Below are 23,395 nucleotides of genomic sequence, written 5' to 3'. Positions count from 1 at the left end.
GTCGATGAGCGAGCGCAAGGAAGGTGACGTGGGCGCCGGCGTTCGTTCGAACGTGATCACCCAGACCAAGCCGAAGACGCAGAAGCCGGCGATGTACCGGGTTCTGATCCTGAACGACGACTACACGCCCATGGAATTCGTAGTCTACGTACTTGAGCAGTTCTTCAACAAGTCGCGCGAAGACGCGACTCGCATAATGCTCCATGTCCATCAACATGGCGTGGGCGTGTGCGGGGTCTACACATACGAAGTGGCGGAAACAAAAGTGGCCCAGGTCGTTGATACGGCGCGGCGGCATCAACACCCGCTGCAGTGCACCATGGAAAAGGATTAAGGCCCTTTGCCTTCATTTTCGCGCCAGCTCGAAGAGTCCCTGCATCGCGCGGTCGCCTACGCCAACCAGCGTAAGCATGAATACGCCACCCTGGAGCATCTCCTGCTCTCGCTCGTCGATGACGAGGACGCCGCCAGCGTGATGCGCGCCTGCGACGTGGACCTTGGCGCCCTGCGCACAACCCTAACCAATTACGTCGACAACGAGCTCCGCTCGCTCGTGGTGGACGACGGCGAGGACGCCAAGCCCACGGCGGGCTTCCAGCGCGTGATCCAGCGCGCGGTGATCCACGTCCAGTCGTCGGGCCGCGAGGAAGTCACCGGCGCCAATGTGCTGGTGGCCATCTTCTCCGAGCGTGAAAGCCATGCCGCCTACTTCCTGCAGGAGCAGGACATGACGCGGTACGACGCGGTGAACTACATCGCCCATGGCATCGCCAAGAAGGCCGGCGCGTCCGAGGCCAAGCCCGTGAAGGGCGCGGAGGACGACGAGAAGCCTCAGGTGAAGACCGGCGGCGAGGCGCTCGAAGCCTACTGCGTGAACCTCAACGAGAAGGCCAAGCAGGGCAAGGTCGATCCGCTGATCGGGCGGATGGCCGAGGTGGAGCGCTGCATCCAGATCCTCTGCCGGCGGACGAAGAACAACCCGCTGCTGGTGGGCGACCCCGGCGTCGGCAAGACCGCCATAGCCGAAGGCCTGGCGCGCAAGATCGTCAACAAGCAGGTCCCGGAAGTCCTGGCGGAAGCCACGATCTTCTCGCTCGACATGGGCGCCCTGCTGGCCGGCACCCGCTATCGCGGCGACTTCGAAGAGCGCGTGAAGCAGGTGGTCAAGGAGCTGGAGAACCACCCGAATGCGGTGCTCTTCATCGACGAGATCCACACGGTGATCGGCGCCGGCGCGACGTCGGGCGGGGCGATGGACGCCTCCAACCTGCTGAAGCCGGCCCTGGCTTCCGGCACGCTGCGCTGCATGGGCTCGACGACCTACAAGGAGTTCCGCCAGCACTTCGAGAAGGACCGGGCCCTCGTCCGGCGCTTCCAGAAGATCGACGTGAACGAGCCCACAGTCGAAGACACCATCAAGATCCTGAAGGGCCTGAAGACCTACTACGAGGACTTCCACAAGCTCCGGTACACCAACGACGCCATCAAGGCGGCGGTGGAGCTGTCGGCGAAGTACATCACCGACCGCAAGCTGCCGGACAAGGCGATCGACATCATCGACGAGGCCGGCGCCTCGCAGATGCTGCTGACCGAAGGCAAGCGGAAGAAGACGCTCGGCGTGAAGGAGATCGAAGCGGTCGTCGCCAAGATCGCCCGCATCCCGCCGAAGTCCGTCTCCAAGTCGGACACCGAGGCGCTGAAGCAGCTGGAAAGCGACCTGAAGCGCGCGGTCTACGGCCAGGACGACGCCATCGAGCAGCTGTCGGCCGCCATGAAGATGGCCCGCGCCGGCCTGCGCGACGCCAACAAGCCCATCGGCTGCTACCTGTTCACAGGCCCGACCGGCACCGGCAAGACCGAGACCGCCCGCCAGCTGGCCGGCACCCTCGGCATCGAGCTGCTGCGGTTCGACATGTCGGAGTACATGGAGCGCCACACGGTGAGCCGCCTGATCGGCGCGCCTCCGGGCTATGTCGGCTTCGACCAGGGCGGACTGCTGACCGACGCCGTTGACCAGCACCCGCACGCGGTTGTGCTGCTGGACGAGATCGAGAAGGCCCACCCGGACGTCTACAACATCCTCCTGCAGGTCATGGACCACGGTCAGCTGACCGACTCCAACGGCAAGAAGATCGACTTCCGGAACGTGGTCCTGATCATGACCACCAACGCCGGCGCGGCCGACGCCCAGCGGAACGCCATCGGCTTCGGCCGCGGCAAGCAGGACGACGAGGTGGAGGAAGCGCTGAAGCGCCAGTTCACCCCGGAATTCCGCAACCGCCTGGACGCCATCGTGCACTTCCACGCCCTGACCCAGGACATCATCCGCCAGGTCGTGCAGAAGTTCGTCATGCAGCTGGAAGCTCAGCTCGCGGACCGGCACGTCACGATCGAGACGGACGAGGACGCCACCGACTGGCTGGCCAAGAACGGCTTCGACGAACTCTACGGCGCCCGGCCTTTGGCCCGGGTCATCCAGGAGAACATCAAGAAGCCGCTGGCGGACGAGATCCTGTTCGGCCGACTGGCCAAGGGCGGCCACGTCAAGGTGGTGCTCAAGGACGGCAAGCTGGCGTTCGAGATCGAAGGGCAGACCCGCGAGCCGGGCGCGCCGATCGTGGAGACCCCCGCCGACGAGGCCGAACCCGTCGACTGACGCCCGCCGAATGGCATTCGAGGAGCCCCGGGCGACGCCCGGGGCTTTTTCGTGAGGTCAGCTGATCTTGGCCGAAATCTGCTGGGCGAGATCCTTCAGCTCGGCCATGTCGGCCATGCCGCCCGACGCGTGCCGCCCGAGCGCTACGCCCTCCCAGCGGGGGATGATGTGGAAATGCAGGTGGTAGACCGTCTGACCGGCCGGCGCCCCGTTGAACTGGGTGACGACAACGCCGTCAGGGCTGAGCGCCGCCCGCACCGCCTTCGCCACTCGCTGCACGCCAAGGATCAGATGGGACAGCTTCTCAGGCTCTTCCTCCAGGATATTGCGCGCCGAGGAGTGCTTCGGGATCACCAGCACGTGGCCCTTGGCCTGCGGGAAAACGTCCATGAAGGCGAAGACGTGGTCGTCTTCATGGACCCGCACGGCGGGCATCTCGCCGCGCAGGATCTTGGCGAAGATGTTGTCCTGCTCGTAGGTCCCGTCCAAGCTCATCGCACACGCTCCTGAGTTTGAGGGGCAGGCCTAGCAAATCGCCTGGAATGGGGAAATGCGGGAGGAGGAAGATGACCGACAAGCCGGCGTCGATGACAGCGCGCCAGGAGAAGTGGTTCGCCTCGATCCTCGAAAGCATGGAGCGGGAGACGGGCAAGACGATCGACGAATGGATCGCGATCGCCAGATCATGTCCGGAGACGCGGCCCACGGCCCGCAAGGCTTGGCTGAAGAGCCATCACGGGCTGGGCACGAACCGCGCCAGCGTCATCCTTGGCCGAGCCTTCCCCGAAAGCGCGCACTGGTCCGATCCTGACGGCCTGCGCCAGAAGCTCTGGGCCGATCCAGGCTCGAGAGCCATCCTCGAAGCGATCGAAGCGGCCGTTGGCGGCTTGCCAGAGCTGGTGACGACGCAGCGCAAGGGGTTCACGGCCTTTTCCAGGGCGTTCCAGTTCGCCTCGGCGCGTCCGGTCAAGGGCGGCGCCCGTCTCGGCCTGGCGGTGGATCCGCCGGCGGACCCGCGCCTGCTGGCGCCGAAGAACGAAGGCTGGAGCGAGCGGCTCAAGGCCGTGCTTCCCCTCGCCTCTCCGGCCGACGTCGACGCCACCGCCGTCGCACTGCTCAGACAGGCCTGGGACCGCTCCTAGCTCTCGCGGAACGGGGAGTATTCCTCGGTCAGCCACTCGATCTCCTGGTCGACGGCGGCGCGCTCCTCTTCCAGAAAGCGTTCGACCGGACCGCGCAGGGCGGGGTCGGCGATGTAGTGAGCGGAATAGACTGGCTTCGGAAGGTAGCCGCGGGCGATCTTGTGCTGCCCCTGCGCGCCCGCCTCGACGCGGGCAAGGCCCTGCTCGATCGCCCACTCGATGGCCTGGTAGTAGCAGAGCTCGAAGTGGAGGAAGGGCACATCCTCCACGCAGCCCCAGTGGCGGCCATAGAGGCAGTCGTCGCCGATCAGGTTCAGCGCACCAGCGATCCAGCGGCCCTCGCGCCGCGCCATCACCAGTAGGACGCGGTTGGCCATCCGCTCGCCCAGCAGCGAGAAGAACGCCCGCGTGAGATACGGCCGGCCCCACTTCCGCGAGCCGGTGTCCATGTAGAAGCCGAAGAAGGCGTCCCAGTGATCTTCGGTAAGGTCGGCCCCTGTCAGCCGGACGATCTCCACCAGCGCCTGGGCGTCGCGGCGCTCGCGGCGGATGGTCTTTCTTCGGCCCGACGACAGTGCGTCCAGGAAGTCCTCGAAGTCACGATAGGCCGCGTTTTGCCAGTGGTATTGCTGCCCCTCGCGCAGGCCGAAGCCGAAGTCGCCCATAGCGCGCCATTCGGGCTCGGTTGGGAAGTTCACGTGCAGCGAAGAAGCGCCATAGCGCTCACACAGCGCCAGCGCGCCGCCGAGCAGCAGCGCCCTCGCCTGTTCCACATCGATGCCAGGTCGGATCAGAAGGCGCGGCCCTGTCGCGGGCGTGAAGGGCGCGGCGGAGAGCAGCTTCGGATAGTATCGCCCGCCGGCCCGTTCGTAGGCCTCCGCCCAGGCGTGGTCGAAGACGTATTCGCCCTGGCTGTGCGACTTCAGATACAGCGGCATCACGGCGGCGACTCGGCCCTCGCCGTCATGCACCGACAGGTGCTGCGGCCCCCAGCCTTGCCGCTCGACAGCGCAGTTGGCCTCCTCCAAGGCGTCGAGGAAATCATAGAGAACGAAGGGATTGCCTGAGTAGGCAGGATTCGCCGCGCAGGCGTCCCAGGCGTCGCGACCGATCTCGGCGATACGGCGGGAGACGCTCACCGCCGGTTTCAGGCTCACGCGCGGAAGCCCTCGAATATGAGATTGTCGCAGTGCGCCTTCAGCGCGTCCCACTGTTCGGGCTGACGGACGGTCCAGGCGATCACGGGCATCCCGTCGGCTCTGAACTTCGCAGCCGACTGGCTCGGCAGCATGTCTAATCCGAGCGCTAGGAAATGCGGCCGGGCGATCTCGACGTGTTCCAGGGCGGCATAGCTCCGCCGCTGTTGGGGCGAGAGCGTCGGCTTGTCGGCGTAGGAGTAGCTGTCGAGGCCGCGCAGCACGCCGGGGTAGCGCTCCGCGAACCAGGCATGGCTGTAGGCATTGAAGCCGATCACCGCCAGCGGACCGTTATGGTCTGCGATCACTTCGTGGACGCGGCGCTCCAGCGGGCCCACCTCGCCAGGCCGAGTTTTCAGCTCGACGTGCACCATCGCCCGATGGCCGATCACGGCGAGTGTCTCGAGTAGGCTAGGGATCTTCTCGTCTGTCCCGTTGAGACGCAGCTCCGCCAGATCTGCGGCCGAACGGTCCTCGACCCGGCCAGCCTGCCCGGTCATGCGCCCCAAGGTGTCGTCGTGGAACACGACTGCCTCGCCATCGGCGCTCAGCCGGACGTCCAATTCGATGCCGTAGCCGGCGGCGGAGGCCGCTTGGAAGGCTCCGATCGAGTTCTCCGGCGGGCCGTCAGGGCTCCAGAGCCCGCGGTGCGCGATCGGCGGGTGGAAGAGAAGGTCCCAGGCCTCGCCGAAGCGGTTCTTCACCGGACCTGAACCACCGCGTCGACCTCGACGGCGAAATTCAGCGGCAGGCGATAGACCCCGACCGCCGAGCGTGCGTGACGGCCTGCGTCGCCGAACACCTCGACCATCAAATCCGAACAGCCGTTCACCACCTGGGGGATGTCGAAGAAGTCGGGCCCGGCCTGAACGAAACCGCCCAGTTTCACAACACGGACAACGCGGTCGAGGTCGCCATCGCAGGCCGCCTTCATCTGCGCGATCAGGTTGATGCCGCAGAGGCGTGCAGCGCGCTTGGCCGTCTCGGCGTCAACCTCAAGGCCCACGGTCCCTTTGACGCCGCCCGAGTGGTCAACCGAAACTTGGCCGGAGATATGCAGCAGGTCGCCCGCGCGGACGAAGGGCACATAGTTCGCCACCGGCGCATTCGGCTGCGGCAGCGTCAGGCCCAGCTCTGCCAGGCGATCTTCGACTTTGGACATGCGTCAGGTCTAGCGCCCGACGCGGCAAAGAAAAAGGGCCGACCCTCTCGGGCCGGCCCTCGATACGCGGTACTGAACTCGTGAAGCGTCAGCGCACGGCCTGCAGCTTCTCGACGACGGCGGTGACGCGCTCGTTGAGGGGCTTCACCGAATCCTTCACCGAGGCCGACACGGTCTCGCTCATCTTGCCAACCTCGGCCATGTAGGTCTCGAGCGCCGACTTCGCGAACGCCGTCTGCAGTTCCATGACTTCCTGGACGCTCTTGGCGCCGGCCAACGAGCGGGCGGCGTTCACCTGGGTTTCGAAGGCGTTCTTCGAGAAGGCCATTGCCTGGGCGCCGAGGGCTTCAGCGCCCTTGGTGGCGGCCGTCACCGAGGCGACGACGGCCTCCAGGTTCTTCTTCGAGTGGGTATTCATCTCGTTCAGCGCGGCCAGGGTCTTCTCGACGCCGTCCTTGAAGGCGACGTTGGAGGCGGCGGTGAACTGTTCGACGGTGGTCTTCGCGGCTTCGGCGGCGGCCATGACGTGAACTCCTGGTGAGTGGGGACTGAGGGGGGCGCAGGTCCCCTAGGAAACGCCCGCCCCATATCTCATGTTGCACTGCAGCAGTCAACAAAATTGTGCACTGCACAACGAGATGTCGCTGACCGATCACGCAGGCGCGGCAATTCGCCCGTTCAACAGCTGTTTACTCTACCGAAAGGCTGCGGCTGTCATGTTAGTCGTTCCCGGCGGCGCTGTGGCCGCCCCAACACTTTGATTCGACGGACGAAGCATGTTCCAGCACGCCCGCCGCCTTGTGCTCTCCATCGGTATCGCCGCCGCCGCGGCGCTGGGCTCGGTCGCCCCGCAAGCCCAGGCGCAAGTGCCCTACGCGATGCTCTCGCAGACCTCGTCGAAGGCCGCGGCCATCGTCGTCGACGCCAAGACCGGCGAGGTCCTGTACGAGAACCGAGCGGACAGCCCCCCGCTACCCGGCCTCGATCACAAAGGTGATGACGCTCTACCTCACCTTCGAGGCGCTCGCGTCCGGCAAGCTGGAGCTGGATGACCGGGTCGTCTTCTCGCCGCGCGCGGCCGCGCAGGCGCCGACCAAGCTCGGCGTGTCCGCCGGTGACTCCATCAGCGTCGACGAGGCGATGAAGGCATTGGCCACAAAGTCCGCCAACGACGCCGCCGTGGCCCTCGCCGAAAAGCTGGGCGGAACTGAGCAGCGCTTCGCCGCCCTCATGACCCTTCGCGCCCAGGAACTGGGTATGAAGAACACTCACTTCGCGAACGCGTCGGGCCTGCCGGACAGCCGTCAGGTCTCGACGGCGCGCGACATCGCGATCCTGTCGCGGGCGGTGATGCGGGACTACCCGCAGTACTACAAGCTGTTCAGCACCACCTATTTCGATTTCCGCGGCCAGAGCCTTCGCAACCACAACGGCCTGCTGCACCGTATGTCGGGCGTCGACGGCCTGAAGACCGGCTTCACCAACGCGTCCGGCTTCAACCTGGCGGTGTCCGCCGTGCGCGACAATCGCCGGCTGATCGCCGTGGTGCTCGGCGGCCCAACGACAAAGGCGCGCGACGCCACGGCGGAAAACCTGCTGCTGACCGGCTTCGACGTCATGACCCGTCGGGCCCGTGGCGAGAACATCCAGCTCGCGCAGAGCTTCTTTGAGGCCGGCGCGCCGATGACGGGCCGGCAGACCCCGCAGACCGCTCAGGGCGACCGCGATGAAGACAGCATGAAGATCGTCCTGGCGTCGACGGCGCCGCCGATGCGCGCCTCCAAGATCGAGATCGTCGAGAAGCCCTCGTCCGCGAAGGGCAAATGGACGGTCCAGGTCGGCTCGTTCAACAACCGTTCGGACGCCAAGGAGCAGCTCTCGATCGTCGAGAAGAAGTTCGGCCAGCATTTCGACAACGCCAAGGGCGTGGCCGAGAAGGACGGCGGCAAGTACCGCAGCCGCTTCTCCGGCTTCAGCGAGAAGTCGGCCAAGGCCGCTTGCCAGGCGCTGAAGGCCAAGAAGCAGCCCTGCATGGTGATCTCGCCCAACGCTTGATCGCCGCAGGTGGAACATTCGGAAAGCCCCGGCGAGATGCCCGGGGCTTTTTCGTATCCGCTACTTGCCGAGCAGCCGATCTCGGGCCGCGTTCAGTTGCGCAGCCAGGCCGGCGGTGCCGCCCTTGTCGGGGTGCGCGAGCCGCATGAGGCGGGTGTAGGCCGCCTGGATCTCAGAGCGGCTCGCGCCCTCCTCCACGCCCAGGATTCGGCGGGCCTCGGCCACGCTCATCCGCGAAGTGGCCGACGAGATCGGAATGCCTGGGCGGCGCGTCGACACGGCGAAGGCCAGTCCCAGCACCACCAGCACGATCGCCGCGCCCCAGCCTCCGCGCACGCCGACCCAGGCCGCCCCGGTGAAGGCGGCGATGGCCAAGGCGCCGGACAGGAAGCGCCACTCCCGCCGCTTCAGCACCGGTCTGCCCCGCGAGCCCATCAGGAAGAGCGCCAGGGCTGCGAAGCCCAGAGCCAGATAGATCATGCGGCTGGATGTATCATGCGGCTACTCCGCCGCGATCTTCTCGCTGTCGTCCAGGCCGGTGAACCCGAGCGCACCCATGAGCGCCCTCAGTTCCTGGCGCGCGGCGACATGCTGCAGCGACATGGCGACGGGACGGATGCTGGGGGACAGGTCGGCGACCGTGAGACCGAACGGGAACAGCTCCCTGTAGATCACCCGGTCCCGGAGGCCCGGACCGACGCGGAAGCCAACCTTGCGCGACAGAGCCTCGACCCGCTCGTCCAGACGCTTTCGGTTGCGGGCCTCGGTCGGCGCGAGGCGATTGCGAAGCACCACCCAGTCGGTCTGGCGACCGGTGGCGAGCGCCCGTGATTTGCGGCAGCCCCAGACGGTCTCGGAGTAGAGGCTGTGGCGCTTCAGCTCGAGCGTCACCGGGTCCACTTGGCCCAGCATGTCGAAGTCGACGAAGCTGTCGTTCATCGGCGTGACGATGAGGTCGGCCTTGCCGTGGGCTGCGCGGCTGATCGCCGTGTCGCTCCCCGGAGTGTCGATCAGCACGAAGTCGGCCTTCCCGCTCATCTCGGCGAAGGCTTCCTCGAAGCGAGCAAGCTGTTCGGCGTCAGGCGCCTTGGCCAAGGCGTCGCCAGCCGAACTGATCGCATGTTCCAGCGGCATGGGCGCCTCGGCCCCGTTGGCGGCCAGCCAGGCCTTCCGGTTGGCGAAGAAGCGACCCAACGTCTGCTGGCGCAAGTCGAGGTCGAGGACTGCGACGTTCGCGCCGCCATGCAGCAGGGCCGTGGCGATGTGAATGGCGATGGTGGACTTGCCCGCCCCGCCCTTTTCGTTGCCCACGACGATGACGCTGGCCTGGCCCATGGTCCCTCAGCTCCGACTCAAGTCCTTAACGTGAGCCCTTTGTGTGACCGCCCGTCAACGCGCCGATGGACGCGCCTGTGGATGGACTTCGCGGCGCGGGCTGGCGTAAGCGCTCCGCATGAGCCTGAAGACCGTCCGCACCGTCGCCGACCTCCGCGCCCAGGTGGCCGCCTGGAAGGACACGGGCGAACGCGTCGGCTTCGTTCCGACCATGGGTGCGTTGCACGAGGGCCACCTGTCCCTGGTGCGGCTGGCGCGGACCAGGGCTAGGCGCGTGGTGGCCAGCGTCTTCGTCAATCCCACCCAGTTCGGCCCGAATGAGGATTTCGACGCCTATCCGCGCGACGAAGCCCGCGACGCCGCGCTGCTGGCGAGCGCCGGTTGCGACCTGCTGTTTGCGCCGACCGTCGCAGAGATGTACCCGCAGGGCGCCGCAACGACCGTCACTGTCTCGGGTGTCTCGGAGCCGCTGGACGGCCAGGCCCGCCCCGGGCACTTCGCCGGCGTCGCCACGGTGGTCACCAAGCTGCTGAACCAAGTCCAGGCGGATGTCGCCGTCTTCGGCGAGAAGGACTACCAGCAGCTCCAGGTTATCCGCCGGCTCGTGATCGATCTGAACCTGCCCGTCGAGGTTCTCGGTGCGCCAACCGCTCGAGCCGACGACGGCCTCGCGCTGTCCTCGCGCAACGCCTACCTCACAGAGGCAGAACGGCCCGTCGCGGCGCGCCTCAACCAAGTTCTGCGAGAAGCCATCGCCGAGCTGAACGCAGGCGCTCGGGTAGACGCCGCCGAGGCGAAGGCGATCGAAGCGCTGCGGACGGCGGGGTTCGCGCGGATCGACTATGTCGAAGTCCGCGACGCCGCGGACCTCTCGCGCCTCGGACCCGGTCCGGTGGACCGGAGTTCCCGCATCCTCGCCGCGGCCGTCCTCGGCCGGACACGCCTCATCGACAACATGGCGGTCTGAAGCGCGGCCGGTCGCCGCACGGACAATCCGTCAAAGTTTCCGCAGGATTTCAGCTGTCTAGTCTTGCCCGGCGTGCGGTGCAGCTGGCGACCGCGCGTCGGCCGGCGGCGGTTCCGTCGGGGGTCCAGGGCGAGTTCCATGCCGCTTTTCAAGTACGACGGCTCCGTTGCGGCGGAGACCGCGCAGCCTGTCACGCAGTTCTTCGGCACCGACGGCGTCGACACCTACACAGGTACGGCGGCTGCGGAAGGTTTCTGGGGCGGTCCGGCCGACGTCATGGCGGGCGGCGCAGGTGACGATCTGTACTGGCTGAAAACGCGCCAGGACAAGGTGATCGAACTTCCTGGCGGCGGCGTCGACAAGATCACCGCCTGGCACAGCGTCAGCCTCGCCGATCATCCGCACGTCGAGAACGTCAGTGTGGCCGGCGATCGCCTGTACGTGGCCGGCAACGCCCTGGATAACATCGTCGAGGGCGGCGCGGGCGCACAGCAGATCTATGGCGGATTAGGCCAGGACGTCCTGATCGGGGGTCCCGGCGCGGATGTCTTCATCGTCTACAAGGGCGAGGGCAACGACGTCATCCAGGACTTCTCGGCCGCGGAGGACAAGGTCCGCCTGAAAGCCGGCCTCACCAGCTTCTCCGAGGTGCAGGCTCGGCTGAGCCAGATCGGTGCGGATGTGAAGCTCGACCTCGGCGGCGGCGACGGCCTGATCTTCCGCAACGTCACCGTGGGTCAGCTCACCGCCAGCAACTTCCAACTAGAACTGAAGCCGGCGAACCTGGGAGCCCTGACCTTCGCCGACGAGTTCAACAGCCTGTCGCTGTGGGATGCCGAAAGCGCGCCGGGCGGCACATGGCGCACCGACTACGGCTACCAAGGCTCTCAGGGCGTCGGCAGCTACACCCTCGTCAGCAACGACGAGAAGCAGATCTACACCTCGCCCTACTTCCGCGACCATTCCGGCGACTTCGCCGAGAGCCCGTTCTCGGTTTCGGGCGGCGTGCTGACCATCACCGCGCGCGCCAGCAGCAACCCCGAGATCTTCGGCTACGGCTACACCTCCGGCCTGATCACCACCAAGCCGAGCTTTGCTCAGACATACGGCTACTTCGAGATGCGGGCCGACATTCCGGAAGCCGCCGGCGCCTGGCCGGCGTTCTGGCTGCTGCCGGCCGACGGCTCATGGCCGCCCGAACTCGATGTCATGGAGGCCCTCACCTACGATCCGCACGGCGCGTGGGCGACGCAGCACTCCAAGGCTTCCGGCTCGCACGTTTCCAACGGCCAGCTCTCCTATGTCCCTCACACAACCGACGGGTTCCATACCTACGGCGCGCTGTGGGGGCCCAGCGAGATCGTTTGGTACGTGGACAACGTCGAGGTGTTCCGCACCGCCACGCCCGCCGACATGAACAAGCCGATGTTCATGCTGGCCAACCTGGCCCTCGGCGGCTGGGGCGGCCCCATCGACGCCGCGGACCTGCCAGCGGCGTTCAGGATCGACTACATCCGCGCCTACGCCCTGCCCACCGGCGGTGCGGCGCCCACACCCACACCCACACCCACACCCACACCCGCCCCCCGCACCCGCACCCACGCCCAGCCCCGCGCCAGCTCCAGTTCCCGCACCCTCACCGCCTCCCGCCACGTCGGAGCCCGGCAAGCTGCTGGTCGCGACCGCCGAAGGTTCGAGCCTCATCGGCGGGGCCGGAGACGACACCCTGCAGGGCGGCTCAGGTCGCGACTACATCCGCGGCGGGGGCGGTGCGGACCGGCTGAGTGGCGGCGACGGCTTCGACGACCTTCACGGCAACATCGGCAACGACACGGTGTCCGGCGGCGGCGGCGACGACTGGGTCGTGGGCGGCCAAGGCGACGACCATCTGTTCGGAGACGACGGCGACGACGTCGTCCTGGGTAACCTCGGTAGCGACGTGCTCTACGGCGGCGCTGGCAACGACGTCATACGCGGCGGCCAGGCCGATGACGTCCTGTTCGGCGGCGACGGCGACGACTTCCTGTCGGGCGATCGAGGTTCTGACACCCTCACCGGGGGGGCCGGCGCTGATATATTCCACAGCTTCGAAGGCGCCGGGCTGGACCGGATCTTGGACTTCAACTTCGCCGAAGGCGACCGCATCCAGCTGCTGGCGGGAACGACCTGGACCGTCAATCAGGTGGGCGCGGACACCATCATCAGCCTCGGCTCGACCGGCCAGGACCAAGTGGTGCTCGTCGGCGTGCAGGCCTCTAGCCTTGGCGCCGGCTGGCTCTTCGTCGCCTGATCTCCTGGAACCGAATCCTCAAGCCAACGCGGCCCCCTCCACCATGGAGGGGGCCGCTTTCGTTTCCACCGTCCGTTACGCGGCCAAAATGCACGCAACGCGCGCATTACATCTCCCCCACTCAACTTTCGAGACCACCTGTCGCAGGCGCCGCACCTGTCGCATGTGGCGGCCCGCCACAGCTAGGCTGTGACAAGGCGCCACAGCTACGCTCGAATGCGAAAGACTTGCGCATCAAGATGACTCTGGCGTCAACCATGATTTCGCCATGCTATGCTGAAGCTTGCTCGGCCAAAAACGCAGCTTCTCTAGCTGTTTAGCGAACAAGCTCTACTATTCGCCATATTTCGGACATGTGAATAGAACTGCGGCGCCTGCGGCGAAATTGGCATTTCAAGCAGGTAAAACTGCGACATCTCGTAAGACGCCGGAAAGAAAACCCGAGGCTACCTTCCCATCGCTGCGGCGCGGACGGGCTCCGCAGCGAAAGAAAAAACGGCGGCGTCGGGGCCGCCAAGCATCTTCGGACGGGAAGAACCTATGTTTTATCGGAAGTACGACGGCTCGGCCGCCGCGCAGACGGCTGCGCCTGTCTCGGACAAGTTCGGCACCGACGCTGTCGAGACCTTCACCGGCACGGCCGCGCACGAGTCCTTCTGGCTCGGAAAAGGCGACACGGCGATCGGCGGCGCGGGCGACGACACCTACTACCTGCAGGGCCACAACACCAAGATCATCGAGGCGGCCGGGGGCGGCGTCGACAAGATCGTGGCCTGGTCCAGCGTGGACCTCTCGAAGTACCAGAACATCGAGAACGTGACCGTTGGGAACGACGGGACCTATGCAGCCGGCAACGACGGCGACAACATCGTCGAGGGCCAGGCGGGCGCCCAGCAGATCTACGGCGGCAAGGGCCAAGACATCTTGATCGGCGGGGCCGGCAAGGACGTCTTCATCGTGATCAAGGGCGAGGGCAACGACGTCATCCAAGACTTCTCGGCGGCCGAGGACAAGGTCCGCCTGAAGGCGGGCCTTTCCAGCTTCGAGCAGGTCAAGGCCCGGATGACGCAGGTCGGGTCGGACGTGAACCTCGACCTCGGCAACGGCGACGCCCTGATGTTCCGGAACATCACCATCGACAAGTTTACGGCGTCGAACTTCCAGCTGGAGCTGAACCACAACACGCTAGGCCAACAGACCTTCGCCGACGAGTTCTCGGGTCCGCTGTCGATCTGGGACGCCCAGAGCAATCCGACCGGCACCTGGCGTCCGGACTTCGGCTACCAGGGTGAACAGGGCACGGGCTCTTACACCCTCATGAGCAACGACGAGAAGCAGATCTACACCTCGCCCTACTTCCGGGGTCACAACGGGACCTTCTCGGAGAACCCCTTCGTCACGAATGCAGACGGCACGTTGTCGATCTGGGCGCGACCCAGCACCAACAGCGAGATCTTCGGCTACGGCTACACCTCGGGGATGATCACCACGAAGGAGAGCCACAGCCAGACCTATGGCTATTTCGAGATGCGCGCCGACATCCCGGAGGCCGCGGGCGCGTGGCCGGCGTTCTGGCTGATCCCCACCGACGGCTCATGGCCCCCGGAGCTTGACGTGATGGAAAGCCTCACGTCCGATCCCAACGGCCTGTGGACGACTCAGCATTCGAGCCTCGGCGGCCACACCGCCAACGGCCAACTCTCCTACGTCCCCAATACGGCGGACGGCTTCCACACCTACGGCGCCATGTGGTCGCCCACCGAGATCGTCTGGTACGTCGACAACGTCGAGGTGTTCCGCACGGCCACGCCGGCCGACATGAACAAGCCGATGTTCATGATCGCCAACCTGGCCCTTGGCGGCTGGGGCGGCGCGATCGACGGCGCGGCGCTGCCGGCCGAGTTCAAGATCGACTACATCCGCGCATGGTCGCTCGGCGATGCCTCCGCCGCGCCCTCAAACCCGCCGCCGTCGGGCAATCCGCCCCCGGCCGGCGACCCACCGCCCACGCCGGCCCCGCCGCCGGTGGCGGGCGAAGGCATGGCCCTCACCTCGCAGGCGTTTGGCGACGTCCTGACCGGCGGCGCCGGGGCTGACACCCTCACGGCCGGCAACGGCGGCGAACAGATGACGGGCGGCGCAGGCGGCGACGTCTTCGTCTTCGCCCGGGTTCCGTGGTCGCCCACCGAGATCAAGGACTTCCAAGTGGGCGTCGATCGTCTGGACATCAGCGCGCTGCTCAACGGCGCAGCGGCTGCCGAACGCGTTCTGCTGCTGGACGACGGCGCCGGCGGCACCAAGGTCTGCGTGGATCCCGATGGGCCCGGCGGCGCCTGGCCAGACTACATCGCCCATCTCCAGGGCGTGCCGCTGTCGAGCGTCACGGTCGAAAGCCTGCTGCGCAGCGCCGCCGGCACGACGCCCCCGGCGCCGACGCCGCCCACCAGCGGCGTCGCCGGAGCGTCCCTGACGTCGAGCGGTTTCGGCTCGACCCTCGCCGGCGGCGCCGGCGCGGACACCATCATCGGCGGCAACGGCGGTGAACAGATGACGGGCGGAGCCGGCGGCGACATGTTCGTCTTCAAGACGGTTCCGTGGAGCCCGGCCGAGATCAAGGACTTCGAGGTCGGCGTCGACCGGCTCGACCTCTCGGCCCTCTTCAACGGCTACCAGGGCGCCGATCCGATCGCCGATGGCCGGCTTTATCTGTTCGACGACGGCGCGGGCGGGACGAAGGTTTGCGTCGATCCGGACGGGTTCGGCGGGGCGTGGCCCGACTACATCGCCCACCTCCAGGGTGTGCCGGTCGCCGGGCTGACCGCCGCGACCCTGCTGGGCGTCGCGACCGCTCCGGCCGCCGCGCCGGCCGCCCCGGCTGCGCCGCCGGTGGTTCCGGGCGTCAATCTGGTGTCGACGTCGACAAACAAGAGTCAGACCCTGACCGGGGGCGACGGCGCCGACACCCTGAACGCCGGCCGCGGGGCCGACGTCCTGACGGGCGCCGGCGGAGCCGACCGCTTCGTGTTCGACGAGCTGCCCTGGAAAGCCAGCCGGGTCACCGACTTCACGCCCGGCGAGGACAAGCTGGATGTGAGCGGCCTGCTGAGCTCGGTTGGCTACAAGGGCTCAGATCCGCTTGGGGACGGCTTCGTGAAGGTGCTCGACAACGGCCAGGGCGGCGCCTGGGTCTACTTCGACACCGACGGCGCGGCGGGCGCCAAGGACAAGTGGGGCACGTTCGTCACCACCCTCGACAACGTCAGCCCGACGAGCCTCAAGGCGATCGACTGGATCTTCTGATCAGGATGCGCAGGTGCGGTCCGCCCGTCCGTGGGCCGTACCGACGCGAGCGTCGTCGCCGATGCTGACGGGCGGCGATGCGAAGGGCTTCCTCCGGCCAGAGGGAGCCCTTTTCGCCTGCTACCAGGCGCCGACCTCGCGGAGCTGTCTGGCAAGTTCGGGTGGGAGCTCTCCGAACGCTTCTTCATCGAGGTCCGGGGGCGCATCCGACGCTTCGAGATAGCGCCAGCCCTGGAAGGCGCGACGGGGGGTCGGCGCGACGCGGACCACCGCCTCGTCCAGCGTCACCAGGCAGCGGGCGTTGACGCCCTCGCCCACCGTATCCACCGCGAGGATGCGCTGGCGGCAGAGGATATTCCCCCTGAATACGCGGTATACCGAGCCGCCATCCAGCATCTCGGCCGCGCGTTTCGGCGTCTGCCGCGTCCGCAGGAGCCAAGGCTCGCCCGGCGTGGCGGACGCCCTCCGCCAGTCGAGCAGGTCCTCGATGGTGTCGCAGCCAACCACCAGCTTGATCATGTGGAGCGCCATGATCCTTCGGATAGGCCGCCGCTCGGCTGTTGCAAAGTGCGGCGCGGGACCTCAGGTCGCAGCCCTTCGGGCGGCGACGCAGATGGCCGCCGCCGCGCGGTGGCGCTAGGCTTCGCCATGCTGCCCGAGCTTCCCGTCGATTCGACGCTGGCGCGACTGTTCCGCCAAGCCAAGGCGCGGGACGCCGCGAGGTGGTTCTCCCTGCCCGGCGGCCAAAAGCTCTATGCCGCGGGAGATGCCGCCGACGAGCTATTCATCCTGCGGACCGGCCGGCTGGGCGCCTTCCGCCACGAGGAAGGCCAGGAGCCACTGTTCCTGGGAGTCATCCGACCGGGAGAGCCAGCCGGCGAGATGGCCCTGGTCGCCGGTCTGCCGCACTCCGCAGACGTTGTCGCCCTCCGCGACTCCGAAGTGATCGCCCTCTCGCGTGAAGCCTTCCTGGAAGCCTGTCAGGCCGATGCCTCGGTGATGACCGAGCTGGCCCGGCTGATGATCCTGCGGACGCGCCAGGCCGCCACTCGCGGCCCGATGGGCGAGCCTTCGGTCTTCGGCTTCATGACCGTAGGGCAGCCCGGGCTAATCCGGCCGACCGTCGAGCGGCTCGAGCGCGAGATCGCCTTCCTGGGCTACCTCGTCACGACTGTGGGCAGCGAGGCGGCGGGCGCTCCGACCGAGTGGTTCTCCGACGTCGAGCGGACGCACGACTTCGTCCTGTACGTCGCCGAGGCTGACGACGGCGGCTGGCGTCAGGTCGTCGCGCGTCAGGTGGACAGGCTGTTCCGGGTCGGCCGCGGCGACCGGGGGCCGCCACGCGCGCCGCTTCGGACCCTCTCGCCGCTACAGGCCCAGCAGCTGGTCGACCTTATCCTGCTGCAGCCCGCCGGCATCGCGCGACCGTCCGGCTCGGAGGCTTGGCTGGACGCAACGGACGCGGCGCGGCTCTTCCACTTGCGGCGAACCGAGGACGAGGATGTGCGCCGCCTCGCCCGCGTGCTCACCGGGCAGTCGGTGGGCCTCGTGCTATCAGGCGGCGGGGCGCGGGCCTACGCCCATGTCGGCGCGATCAAGGCGCTGCGCGAGCGCGGCGTGCCGATCGACTTCGTGGGCGGGGTCTCGATGGGCGCCATCGTCGCGGCTGGCTGCGCGATGGGCTGGGACGACGCCGAGATGGAGCGTCGGATCTGCGACGCCTTCGTGCGCACCAGCCCGCTTGACGACATCGCCCTGCCTCTGCTGGCCATGACCCAGGGCGTAAAGGTGGGCGAGCGGCTGGCCCAGCATTTCGGCGAAGCCCAGATCGCCGACCTCTGGCTGCCGTTCTTCTGCGTCTCGTCGAACCTCACCACCGGCGCATATCAGCTCCATCGTCGCGGAATGCTGCGAAAGGCCCTCAGAGCGAGCATCTCCTTGCCAGGCGTCCTGCCGCCCGCGACGGACGGGGCCAACGTGCTCGTCGATGGCGCCGTGATGAAGAACTATCCCGCCGACATCATGCGCGCTCAGCAGCTAGGTCCTATCGTTGGGGTCGACGTCACGGCCGCCCGGAGCATCACGGCCGACGATGTCGCGCGGCCGGAATCGGTGTGGCGATGGCTGCGCTCCGGACAATGGCGCAACGGCCCGCCGATCGTGTCGTTGCTGATGCGCGCCGCCACGGTGTCCACAGGACGTGACCTCGCCGCCGCGCGTGAGGCGACGGACGTGCTGGTGCTGCCGGACGTGGCCAGGATCGAAATCCGCGACTGGGGCGCCTACGAGGTTGCGGTAGAGGCCGGTTACCGGGCCACCCTGGAGGCGCTGGACAGGCTGTCGCGCCCGGTCACCGACCTGAGACGTCGCGCCAGCCGCGCCGAGCGGGCCGCCATGCGGAGCAGTGCGGCCCCCTTCGCCGAAACCTCGTCGACTGCGGCGCCATGAACCCCACGGCGCCGTTTGCGCATTGGCTCAACCGCACCCATATTCGGAGGGTCCTGTTCAACAGCTGAAAGGAGGTGATCCAGTGTCTCACCGCTATCAAACGGAAACCACTGCTGGATCGATGACCTCCGCCTTCGCGCGGTAGCATTCGTATCTACGCCGTTTCACGGACAGTGTTTTCCGAGATCGGTGGGGGCGGCTCAGGCGACTGGGCCGCCCTTTCGATTCCCGCCTGCAGGGACCTGGGGAACAGCCCTCGTCGCGAGGGGTTCAACCGCCCACGGAGGCGGGTGATGGACAGGAATCCGGATTACGAGGAGCGCGTAGAAGCGGCCCACGTGGATGCGGCGCTAACGCCAGCGCCTGCCGCGGCGCCGGAGACATTGGACCCGTCGCCTGTACCCCGGCAGCCGCCCGCTGCTTGGTGTGCTCAGGCGCTCATCGCGCCGGCCCGTGAGGCAGGACCGGACGGCCTGGTCTACGTCGCGTCCAGCGACCGACGCGCTGAAGAGATCGGCCGGGCGCTTCGGCGCTTCGCCCCTGAGCTCGAGGTCCTTGTCCTGCCGGCTTGGGACTGCCTGCCCTACGACCGGGCCTCACCGTCGCGCGACGTAATGGGCCGCCGGATGGCCGTCCTGGCGCGCCTCCTCGACCCGGCCGAAGCCCCGCGTGTGCTGGTGACTCCAGTGGAGGCACTGCTCCAGCGCGTACCGCCGACCAGGGTTCTGAAGTCGGCCTTCCTGCGACTCCGGCAGGGAGAGCGCCTCGACCGGGAAGCGCTGCAGGCCTACGCCGCCCGCACCGGCTACGTCTTCGACGACCGCGTCGACGAGCCGGGCGAGATCGCGATCCTGGGCGCCGTGGTGGACGTTTACCCCGCCGCGGCCGAGGCTCCGATCCGGCTGACCCTCGACGAGGACGATGGCATCCAGGAGATCAAGCGCTTCGATCCGCTCAGCCAGCGCACCGAGGAGCCGATCGACTGCGCCCTGCTGGGGCCCGCTTCTGAGCTGGTCCTGGAGGCGCCTTCGGAAGAGCGGCCATCCGGCGCTGAGCATCGTGCGCCGTTGACCTACGGCAAGATGGCCACGGTTCTGGAGGCCCTGCCCGCCGCCCGCCTCGTCTTCGACGGCCGGGCCGACCAGCGCGCCGCCGACTTCCTGGATCAGGTGGCCGAGGCCCAGGAGGCGCGCCGGCAACTGGCCAAAGACGAACCCGGAGAGATCCTCGCCCCGGACAGCCTGTACCTGACGCTCAAAGCCTATCGGACTGCCATCGCCAAGCACGCCATGGTGGAGGCGTCCCCCCGAGGGCCTCGAGTCGATCCCGCGCTTTGCCGTCGAGCGCAATCCGGGCCGCGCGTTCTCGGACTATGTCAAGGCGGCGCTGGACGCCGGCGCCAAGGTCCTCCTTACGGGCCTGCCGCATGAGTTGCGGCCGCTCGGTCGCGCCATGAAGCGCGGCCTGGACCGCTCGCCTGAGCCGGCGCCCGACTGGGCCGGCGTGAACGCGGCGCCTGACGGCGCCCTTCTCACGATGCCGGCGGACATTGACGCCGGTTTCCGGGACCCGAGACAGCGTCTCGTCGTGATCTCTGCGCCCGACGTGCTGGGCGGACGTGTCGCGATGCGCGGCGACGCGGCGCCCGGCGCCGACCTGCTGGCCGATCCCGATCTTCGAGTCGAGGACGTCGTTATCCACGAAGACCATGGCGTGGGGGTGATGACCGCGCTGGAGCGCGTCGAGGTCGACGGAGTCGAGCGCGACGCGCTGCGCCTGGAGTACCACGGCGGCGCCAGCATCCTGGCTCCGGTGGAGGAGTTCGGGCGGATATGGCGCTACGGCGCAGAGCGCGAGGCCGTCACGCTGGACCGGCTGCACACGGACGCGTGGACGAAACGCCGCGCCGAACTCAGCGCCGACATCGACCGAACAGCCGAACACCTCGTCGAGCTGGCGCGCCGTCGGCGAGAAACGCCGGGCGTCGTGATCCGGCCACCCAAGCCTGCCTACGCCCGCCTCGCAGCTCGCTTCCCTTATCCCGAAACGCGCGACCAGGCCGCGGCCATCGAGGCCGTGCTGGAGGATCTGGCGTCCGGGCGAATGATGAACCGCCTCGTCTGCGGCGACGTCGGCTTCGGAAAGACCGAAGTCGCCCTGCGCGCCGCGACGGCCGCGGCCTTGTGCGGCTTCCAAGTCGCCCTGGTCGCGCCCACCACCGTGCTCGCCCGCCAGCACTACGACAGCGTCCGACGCCGTTTCGCCGGGACGGACATCAAGGTGGCCCGCCTCTCGCGGCTGGCCTCGACCAAAGAGGCCGCCGAGGTGAAGGCCCGCCTGGCGGATGGTTCGATCCAAATTGTGGTCGGCACCCACGCCATCGCAGGCAAGGATGTCGCCTTCCAGAACCTCGGCCTGCTGATCATCGATGAAGAACAGCGGTTCGGTGCGGCCCTGAAGCAGCGGCTCCGCGACCTCGCGCCCGAGGCGCACCTGCTGACCATGACGGCGACGCCGATCCCCCGCACCCTGCAGCTGGCCATGGTCGGCATCGAGGACGTCAGCGTCATCGCCACCCCGCCGGCCCGGCGACGGCCGATCCGCACCTTCCTGGCCCCCTTTGACGCCGCCACCGTCCGCACCGCCCTGCTCCGCGAGCGGCGCCGGGGCGGCCAGAGCTTCGTGGTTGCTCCCCGCATCGACGACCTGGGACCGCTGGCCGACGAACTGCAGCGCCTCGTCCCTGAGCTGAAGACCCATGTGGTGCATGGAGAGTTGCCGCCCGAGGAGGCGGACGACGTGATGGTGCGCTTCGCCGCCGGCGACGGCGACGTCCTGCTGGCGACGAACATCATCGAGAGCGGGCTGGACGTTCCGCGGGCCAACACCATGCTCGTCGCTCGCGCCGACCTGTTCGGCCTGGCGCAGCTGCACCAGCTGCGGGGCCGTGTCGGCCGTGGCCGGGCCCAAGGCGTCGCCTACCTGTTCCACGACGCCGACGCAGAGCTGCCGGACGTGACCCGCGCCCGCCTATCCACCTTGGAAGCCTTCGACCGTCTGGGGTCCGGTCTGGCGATCAGCGCCCGCGACCTGGAGCTGCGCGGCGCGGGCGACCTGCTGGGCGATGAACAGGCCGGCCACGTGAAGCTGATCGGTACGGCGCTCTATCAACGGCTGCTGTCCCGCGCCGTCCGCGTCGCCAAGGGCGAGATCGAGGGGCCGGAGTGGACGCCGCAGCTGAACGTCGGCGTCTCGGGCGCGATATCGGAAACCTACGTTCCGGATCCGACGGTGCGCATCAACCTCTATGCCCGGCTGGCGCGGCTGACCTCCACCGAAGAGGTGGACGCTTTCGCCGAGGAGTTGGAGGACCGGTTCGGCGCCCTGCCGGACGAGACCCAAGCCTTCCTCGACCTTGCCCGTATCCAGGCCCTGGCGGTCGCGGCGCGCGTCGCCAAGGTCGACGCTGGTCCGAAGGCCATCGCGCTCACCCCCGCGCCCGGCGTCGCCGCCAAGGACTTTGCGAAGGCCGAGCTTGAGACCTCCGGCGATCGACTGCTGTGGCGGGGCGAGGTCCCCGACGGGCGCGATCGCGCTCAGGCCATCATCGAGCTGCTGGAAACGCTCGCCTAGGGACTTAGGCCTTCTCCAAGCCTACGATGGCGACGGCGCTGACGTTCTGGTTCGGCATGCCGCCGAGGTTGTGCGACAGCGCCAGCGACGGCGGATCCTGACGCTGGCGCTCGCCCGCGCGGCCCAGCAGCTGCAGGTAGTTCTCGTAGATCATCCGCAGCCCGGAAGCGCCGATCGGGTGGCCGAAGCACTTCAGCCCGCCGTCGATCTGACAGGGAATCTCGCCCTCGGCGTCGAACGTGCCGTCCAGTACGTCCTTCCAGGCCTGGCCCTCGGCCGAGAGCCCCAGGTCCTCCATCGTCACCAGCTCGGTCACCGAGAAGCAGTCGTGGACCTCGGTGAGGCTGAGCTGTCGCCGCGGGTCGGAGATGCCGGCCTCGGCATACGCCTTCTGGGCCGCGATGCGGGTGGTGTGGAAGTAGCTGCCATCCCAGCCGCCGCCCTGCAGCTCCCACCCGTTGGAGGTGGAGATTTGCAGCGCCTTGACCAGCACAAGGTTGGTTTTTCCTAAGGCCCTCGCGATCTCGGGCGTCGTCACGATTGCGCACGCCGCGCCGTCCGAGACGCCACAGCAATCAAATAGCCCCAGCGGCGCCGCGATCATCGGCGCGTTCAGCGCCTGCTCCTCGGTGATCTGCTTCCGCAGGTGCGCCTTGGGGTTCTTGGCGCCGTTCTGGTGGCTCTTGACGGAGACGTGCGCCATGGCCCGCTTCAGGTCGTCGTAGCCGACGCCGTGCTTGGCGCGGTAGGCGCCGGCCAACTGGGCGAAGAAGCCCGGGGCAGAGCCTGTGACATTGACCATGTCGTAGGTCGTGCCGCGCGTGCGCACCGGCAACCCGCCGTAGCCGGTATCCTTCAGCTTCTCGACGCCCATGGCGAGCGCGATGTCGCAGGCGCCGGAGGCCACAGCGTAGACGGCCCCGCGAAAGCCGTCGGTGCCGGAAGCGCAGTAGTTCTCGACCTTGGTCACGCCGATGTTGGGCAGCCTGAGCGCCATGGCCAGTGGGATCCCGCTGGGGCCGATGTTCTGGGCGTCAAAGCCGACCGACAGCCAGGCTGCATCGATCTGGCTGACGTCGATGCCGGCGTCGGCAAGCGCCTCGTCGAACGCCTCCACCATCAGCGTCTCGGCGTCGTCACTCCAGCGCTCGCCGAAGCGGGCGCAGCCCATGCCGAGGATCGCCACCCGGTCCTTGATACCGCTCGCCATC

General features: G+C 67.7%; 20 protein-coding genes and 1 pseudogene. 12 read left to right on the top strand and 9 right to left on the bottom strand.

Annotated elements, in window-relative coordinates:
• Nucleotides 1-4 precede the first annotated feature (4 nt).
• Together clpS and clpA are read left to right on the top strand one after the other, a co-directional pair.
• Complete coding sequence (gene clpS / locus LRS10_RS15495) at nucleotides 5-334, top strand: ATP-dependent Clp protease adapter ClpS (protein WP_257838061.1); 330 nt, start codon at nucleotides 5-7, stop codon at nucleotides 332-334.
• A gap of 6 nt (nucleotides 335-340) precedes the next feature.
• Complete coding sequence (gene clpA / locus LRS10_RS15490; RefSeq protein WP_257838060.1) at nucleotides 341-2,656, top strand: ATP-dependent Clp protease ATP-binding subunit ClpA; 2,316 nt, start codon at nucleotides 341-343, stop codon at nucleotides 2,654-2,656.
• Between the two features lie 57 nt (nucleotides 2,657-2,713).
• Here clpA and LRS10_RS15485 read toward each other — a convergent pair whose 3' ends face one another.
• Entirely contained in the window at nucleotides 2,714-3,151 is a 438-nt protein-coding gene (locus LRS10_RS15485; protein WP_257838059.1) for an HIT family protein, read from the bottom strand.
• Nucleotides 3,152-3,222: 71 nt separating this feature from the next.
• Between LRS10_RS15485 and LRS10_RS15480 the strand changes: the two genes are divergently transcribed.
• Nucleotides 3,223-3,798 carry a DUF4287 domain-containing protein gene (locus LRS10_RS15480; protein ID WP_257838058.1) on the top strand — a complete coding sequence of 192 codons (576 nt, stop codon included), beginning with the start codon at nucleotides 3,223-3,225 and terminating at the stop codon, nucleotides 3,796-3,798.
• Here the strand turns inward: LRS10_RS15480 and LRS10_RS15475 are convergent.
• The 4 genes from LRS10_RS15475 to LRS10_RS15460 form a co-directional block, all read right to left on the bottom strand.
• Nucleotides 3,795-4,955, bottom strand: coding sequence for a GNAT family N-acetyltransferase (locus tag LRS10_RS15475; protein WP_257838057.1), 1,161 nt, complete (start codon nucleotides 4,953-4,955; stop codon nucleotides 3,795-3,797). The two genes, LRS10_RS15480 and LRS10_RS15475, sit on opposite strands and share 4 nt — an antisense overlap.
• On the bottom strand, nucleotides 4,952-5,698 hold the full coding sequence (locus tag LRS10_RS15470) for a glycerophosphodiester phosphodiesterase (protein ID WP_257838056.1): 747 nt from the start codon (nucleotides 5,696-5,698) through the stop codon (nucleotides 4,952-4,954). The genes LRS10_RS15475 and LRS10_RS15470 overlap by 4 nt, the downstream gene beginning before the upstream one ends.
• Nucleotides 5,695-6,156 carry a RidA family protein gene (locus LRS10_RS15465; protein WP_257838055.1) on the bottom strand — a complete coding sequence of 154 codons (462 nt, stop codon included), beginning with the start codon at nucleotides 6,154-6,156 and terminating at the stop codon, nucleotides 5,695-5,697. Before LRS10_RS15465 ends, LRS10_RS15470 begins: the two co-directional genes overlap by 4 nt.
• Before the next feature lie 88 nt (nucleotides 6,157-6,244).
• Nucleotides 6,245-6,679 carry a phasin family protein gene (locus LRS10_RS15460; RefSeq protein WP_257838054.1) on the bottom strand — a complete coding sequence of 145 codons (435 nt, stop codon included), beginning with the start codon at nucleotides 6,677-6,679 and terminating at the stop codon, nucleotides 6,245-6,247.
• A gap of 253 nt (nucleotides 6,680-6,932) precedes the next feature.
• Between LRS10_RS15460 and LRS10_RS15455 the strand changes: the two genes are divergently transcribed.
• Together LRS10_RS15455 and LRS10_RS15450 are read left to right on the top strand one after the other, a co-directional pair.
• Complete coding sequence (locus LRS10_RS15455; RefSeq protein ID WP_257838053.1) at nucleotides 6,933-7,208, top strand: hypothetical protein; 276 nt, start codon at nucleotides 6,933-6,935, stop codon at nucleotides 7,206-7,208.
• Complete coding sequence (locus LRS10_RS15450) at nucleotides 7,153-8,211, top strand: D-alanyl-D-alanine carboxypeptidase (protein WP_257838052.1); 1,059 nt, start codon at nucleotides 7,153-7,155, stop codon at nucleotides 8,209-8,211. Before LRS10_RS15455 ends, LRS10_RS15450 begins: the two co-directional genes overlap by 56 nt.
• A gap of 60 nt (nucleotides 8,212-8,271) precedes the next feature.
• On the opposite strand, the gene LRS10_RS15445 is transcribed toward LRS10_RS15450, so the two are convergent.
• Together LRS10_RS15445 and LRS10_RS15440 are read right to left on the bottom strand one after the other, a co-directional pair.
• The gene (locus LRS10_RS15445; RefSeq protein WP_257838051.1) at nucleotides 8,272-8,691 is read right to left on the bottom strand and encodes a DnaJ domain-containing protein; all 420 of its coding nucleotides are present in this window, start codon (nucleotides 8,689-8,691) and stop codon (nucleotides 8,272-8,274) included.
• Between the two features lie 21 nt (nucleotides 8,692-8,712).
• Nucleotides 8,713-9,546, bottom strand: a complete 834-nt coding sequence (locus LRS10_RS15440) for a division plane positioning ATPase MipZ (RefSeq protein WP_257838050.1) — start codon at nucleotides 9,544-9,546, stop codon at nucleotides 8,713-8,715.
• A gap of 118 nt (nucleotides 9,547-9,664) precedes the next feature.
• Between LRS10_RS15440 and panC the strand changes: the two genes are divergently transcribed.
• From panC to LRS10_RS15420, 4 genes and pseudogenes are all read left to right on the top strand, one after another.
• Nucleotides 9,665-10,513, top strand: a complete 849-nt coding sequence (gene panC / locus LRS10_RS15435; protein WP_257838049.1) for a pantoate--beta-alanine ligase — start codon at nucleotides 9,665-9,667, stop codon at nucleotides 10,511-10,513.
• A 138-nt stretch (nucleotides 10,514-10,651) separates the two neighbouring features.
• Nucleotides 10,652-11,968: pseudogene (locus LRS10_RS15430) on the top strand (family 16 glycosylhydrolase); the annotation flags it as partial.
• A gap of 85 nt (nucleotides 11,969-12,053) precedes the next feature.
• Complete coding sequence (locus LRS10_RS15425) at nucleotides 12,054-12,803, top strand: calcium-binding protein (RefSeq protein ID WP_257838048.1); 750 nt, start codon at nucleotides 12,054-12,056, stop codon at nucleotides 12,801-12,803.
• A 540-nt stretch (nucleotides 12,804-13,343) separates the two neighbouring features.
• Entirely contained in the window at nucleotides 13,344-16,103 is a 2,760-nt protein-coding gene (locus tag LRS10_RS15420; RefSeq protein ID WP_257838047.1) for a family 16 glycosylhydrolase, read from the top strand.
• Between the two features lie 120 nt (nucleotides 16,104-16,223).
• On the opposite strand, the gene LRS10_RS15415 is transcribed toward LRS10_RS15420, so the two are convergent.
• Entirely contained in the window at nucleotides 16,224-16,634 is a 411-nt protein-coding gene (locus LRS10_RS15415; protein WP_257838046.1) for a DUF1489 family protein, read from the bottom strand.
• 117 nt (nucleotides 16,635-16,751) lie between these two features.
• Between LRS10_RS15415 and LRS10_RS15410 the strand changes: the two genes are divergently transcribed.
• The 3 genes from LRS10_RS15410 to LRS10_RS15400 all read left to right on the top strand — a co-directional run bounded on the left by LRS10_RS15410 (nucleotide 16,752) and on the right by LRS10_RS15400 (nucleotide 22,184).
• On the top strand, nucleotides 16,752-18,551 hold the full coding sequence (locus LRS10_RS15410; RefSeq protein ID WP_257838045.1) for a patatin-like phospholipase family protein: 1,800 nt from the start codon (nucleotides 16,752-16,754) through the stop codon (nucleotides 18,549-18,551).
• A 293-nt stretch (nucleotides 18,552-18,844) separates the two neighbouring features.
• Nucleotides 18,845-19,981, top strand: a complete 1,137-nt coding sequence (locus tag LRS10_RS15405) for a hypothetical protein (RefSeq protein WP_257838044.1) — start codon at nucleotides 18,845-18,847, stop codon at nucleotides 19,979-19,981.
• A gap of 22 nt (nucleotides 19,982-20,003) precedes the next feature.
• On the top strand, nucleotides 20,004-22,184 hold the full coding sequence (locus LRS10_RS15400) for a DEAD/DEAH box helicase (RefSeq protein WP_257838043.1): 2,181 nt from the start codon (nucleotides 20,004-20,006) through the stop codon (nucleotides 22,182-22,184).
• A gap of 4 nt (nucleotides 22,185-22,188) precedes the next feature.
• Here LRS10_RS15400 and LRS10_RS15395 read toward each other — a convergent pair whose 3' ends face one another.
• Nucleotides 22,189-23,394, bottom strand: a complete 1,206-nt coding sequence (locus tag LRS10_RS15395; RefSeq protein ID WP_257838042.1) for an acetyl-CoA acetyltransferase — start codon at nucleotides 23,392-23,394, stop codon at nucleotides 22,189-22,191.
• Nucleotide 23,395: the final 1 nt, after the last annotated feature.

Source organism: Phenylobacterium sp. J426, from assembly GCF_024699945.1.
GTDB lineage: Bacteria > Pseudomonadota > Alphaproteobacteria > Caulobacterales > Caulobacteraceae > Phenylobacterium.
This window is presented reverse-complemented; position numbering and strand designations above follow the sequence as displayed.

Excerpts from the sequence above, each read along its gene's own strand:
- clpS (WP_257838061.1), top strand. The coding sequence starts at position 5 with ATGAGCGAGCGCAAGGAAGGTGACGTGGGCGCCGGCGTTCGTTCGAAC.
- LRS10_RS15485 (WP_257838059.1), bottom strand. The coding sequence starts at position 3,151 with ATGAGCTTGGACGGGACCTACGAGCAGGACAACATCTTCGCCAAGATC.
- LRS10_RS15480 (WP_257838058.1), top strand. The coding sequence starts at position 3,223 with ATGACCGACAAGCCGGCGTCGATGACAGCGCGCCAGGAGAAGTGGTTC.
- LRS10_RS15465 (WP_257838055.1), bottom strand. The coding sequence starts at position 6,156 with ATGTCCAAAGTCGAAGATCGCCTGGCAGAGCTGGGCCTGACGCTGCCG.
- LRS10_RS15460 (WP_257838054.1), bottom strand. The coding sequence starts at position 6,679 with ATGGCCGCCGCCGAAGCCGCGAAGACCACCGTCGAACAGTTCACCGCC.
- LRS10_RS15455 (WP_257838053.1), top strand. The coding sequence starts at position 6,933 with ATGTTCCAGCACGCCCGCCGCCTTGTGCTCTCCATCGGTATCGCCGCC.
- LRS10_RS15450 (WP_257838052.1), top strand. The coding sequence starts at position 7,153 with ATGACGCTCTACCTCACCTTCGAGGCGCTCGCGTCCGGCAAGCTGGAG.
- LRS10_RS15445 (WP_257838051.1), bottom strand. The coding sequence starts at position 8,691 with ATGATCTATCTGGCTCTGGGCTTCGCAGCCCTGGCGCTCTTCCTGATG.
- LRS10_RS15440 (WP_257838050.1), bottom strand. The coding sequence starts at position 9,546 with ATGGGCCAGGCCAGCGTCATCGTCGTGGGCAACGAAAAGGGCGGGGCG.
- panC (WP_257838049.1), top strand. The coding sequence starts at position 9,665 with ATGAGCCTGAAGACCGTCCGCACCGTCGCCGACCTCCGCGCCCAGGTG.
- LRS10_RS15420 (WP_257838047.1), top strand. The coding sequence starts at position 13,344 with ATGTTTTATCGGAAGTACGACGGCTCGGCCGCCGCGCAGACGGCTGCG.
- LRS10_RS15415 (WP_257838046.1), bottom strand. The coding sequence starts at position 16,634 with ATGGCGCTCCACATGATCAAGCTGGTGGTTGGCTGCGACACCATCGAG.
- LRS10_RS15410 (WP_257838045.1), top strand. The coding sequence starts at position 16,752 with ATGCTGCCCGAGCTTCCCGTCGATTCGACGCTGGCGCGACTGTTCCGC.
- LRS10_RS15405 (WP_257838044.1), top strand. The coding sequence starts at position 18,845 with ATGGACAGGAATCCGGATTACGAGGAGCGCGTAGAAGCGGCCCACGTG.
- LRS10_RS15400 (WP_257838043.1), top strand. The coding sequence starts at position 20,004 with ATGAAGCGCGGCCTGGACCGCTCGCCTGAGCCGGCGCCCGACTGGGCC.
- LRS10_RS15395 (WP_257838042.1), bottom strand. The coding sequence starts at position 23,394 with ATGGCGAGCGGTATCAAGGACCGGGTGGCGATCCTCGGCATGGGCTGC.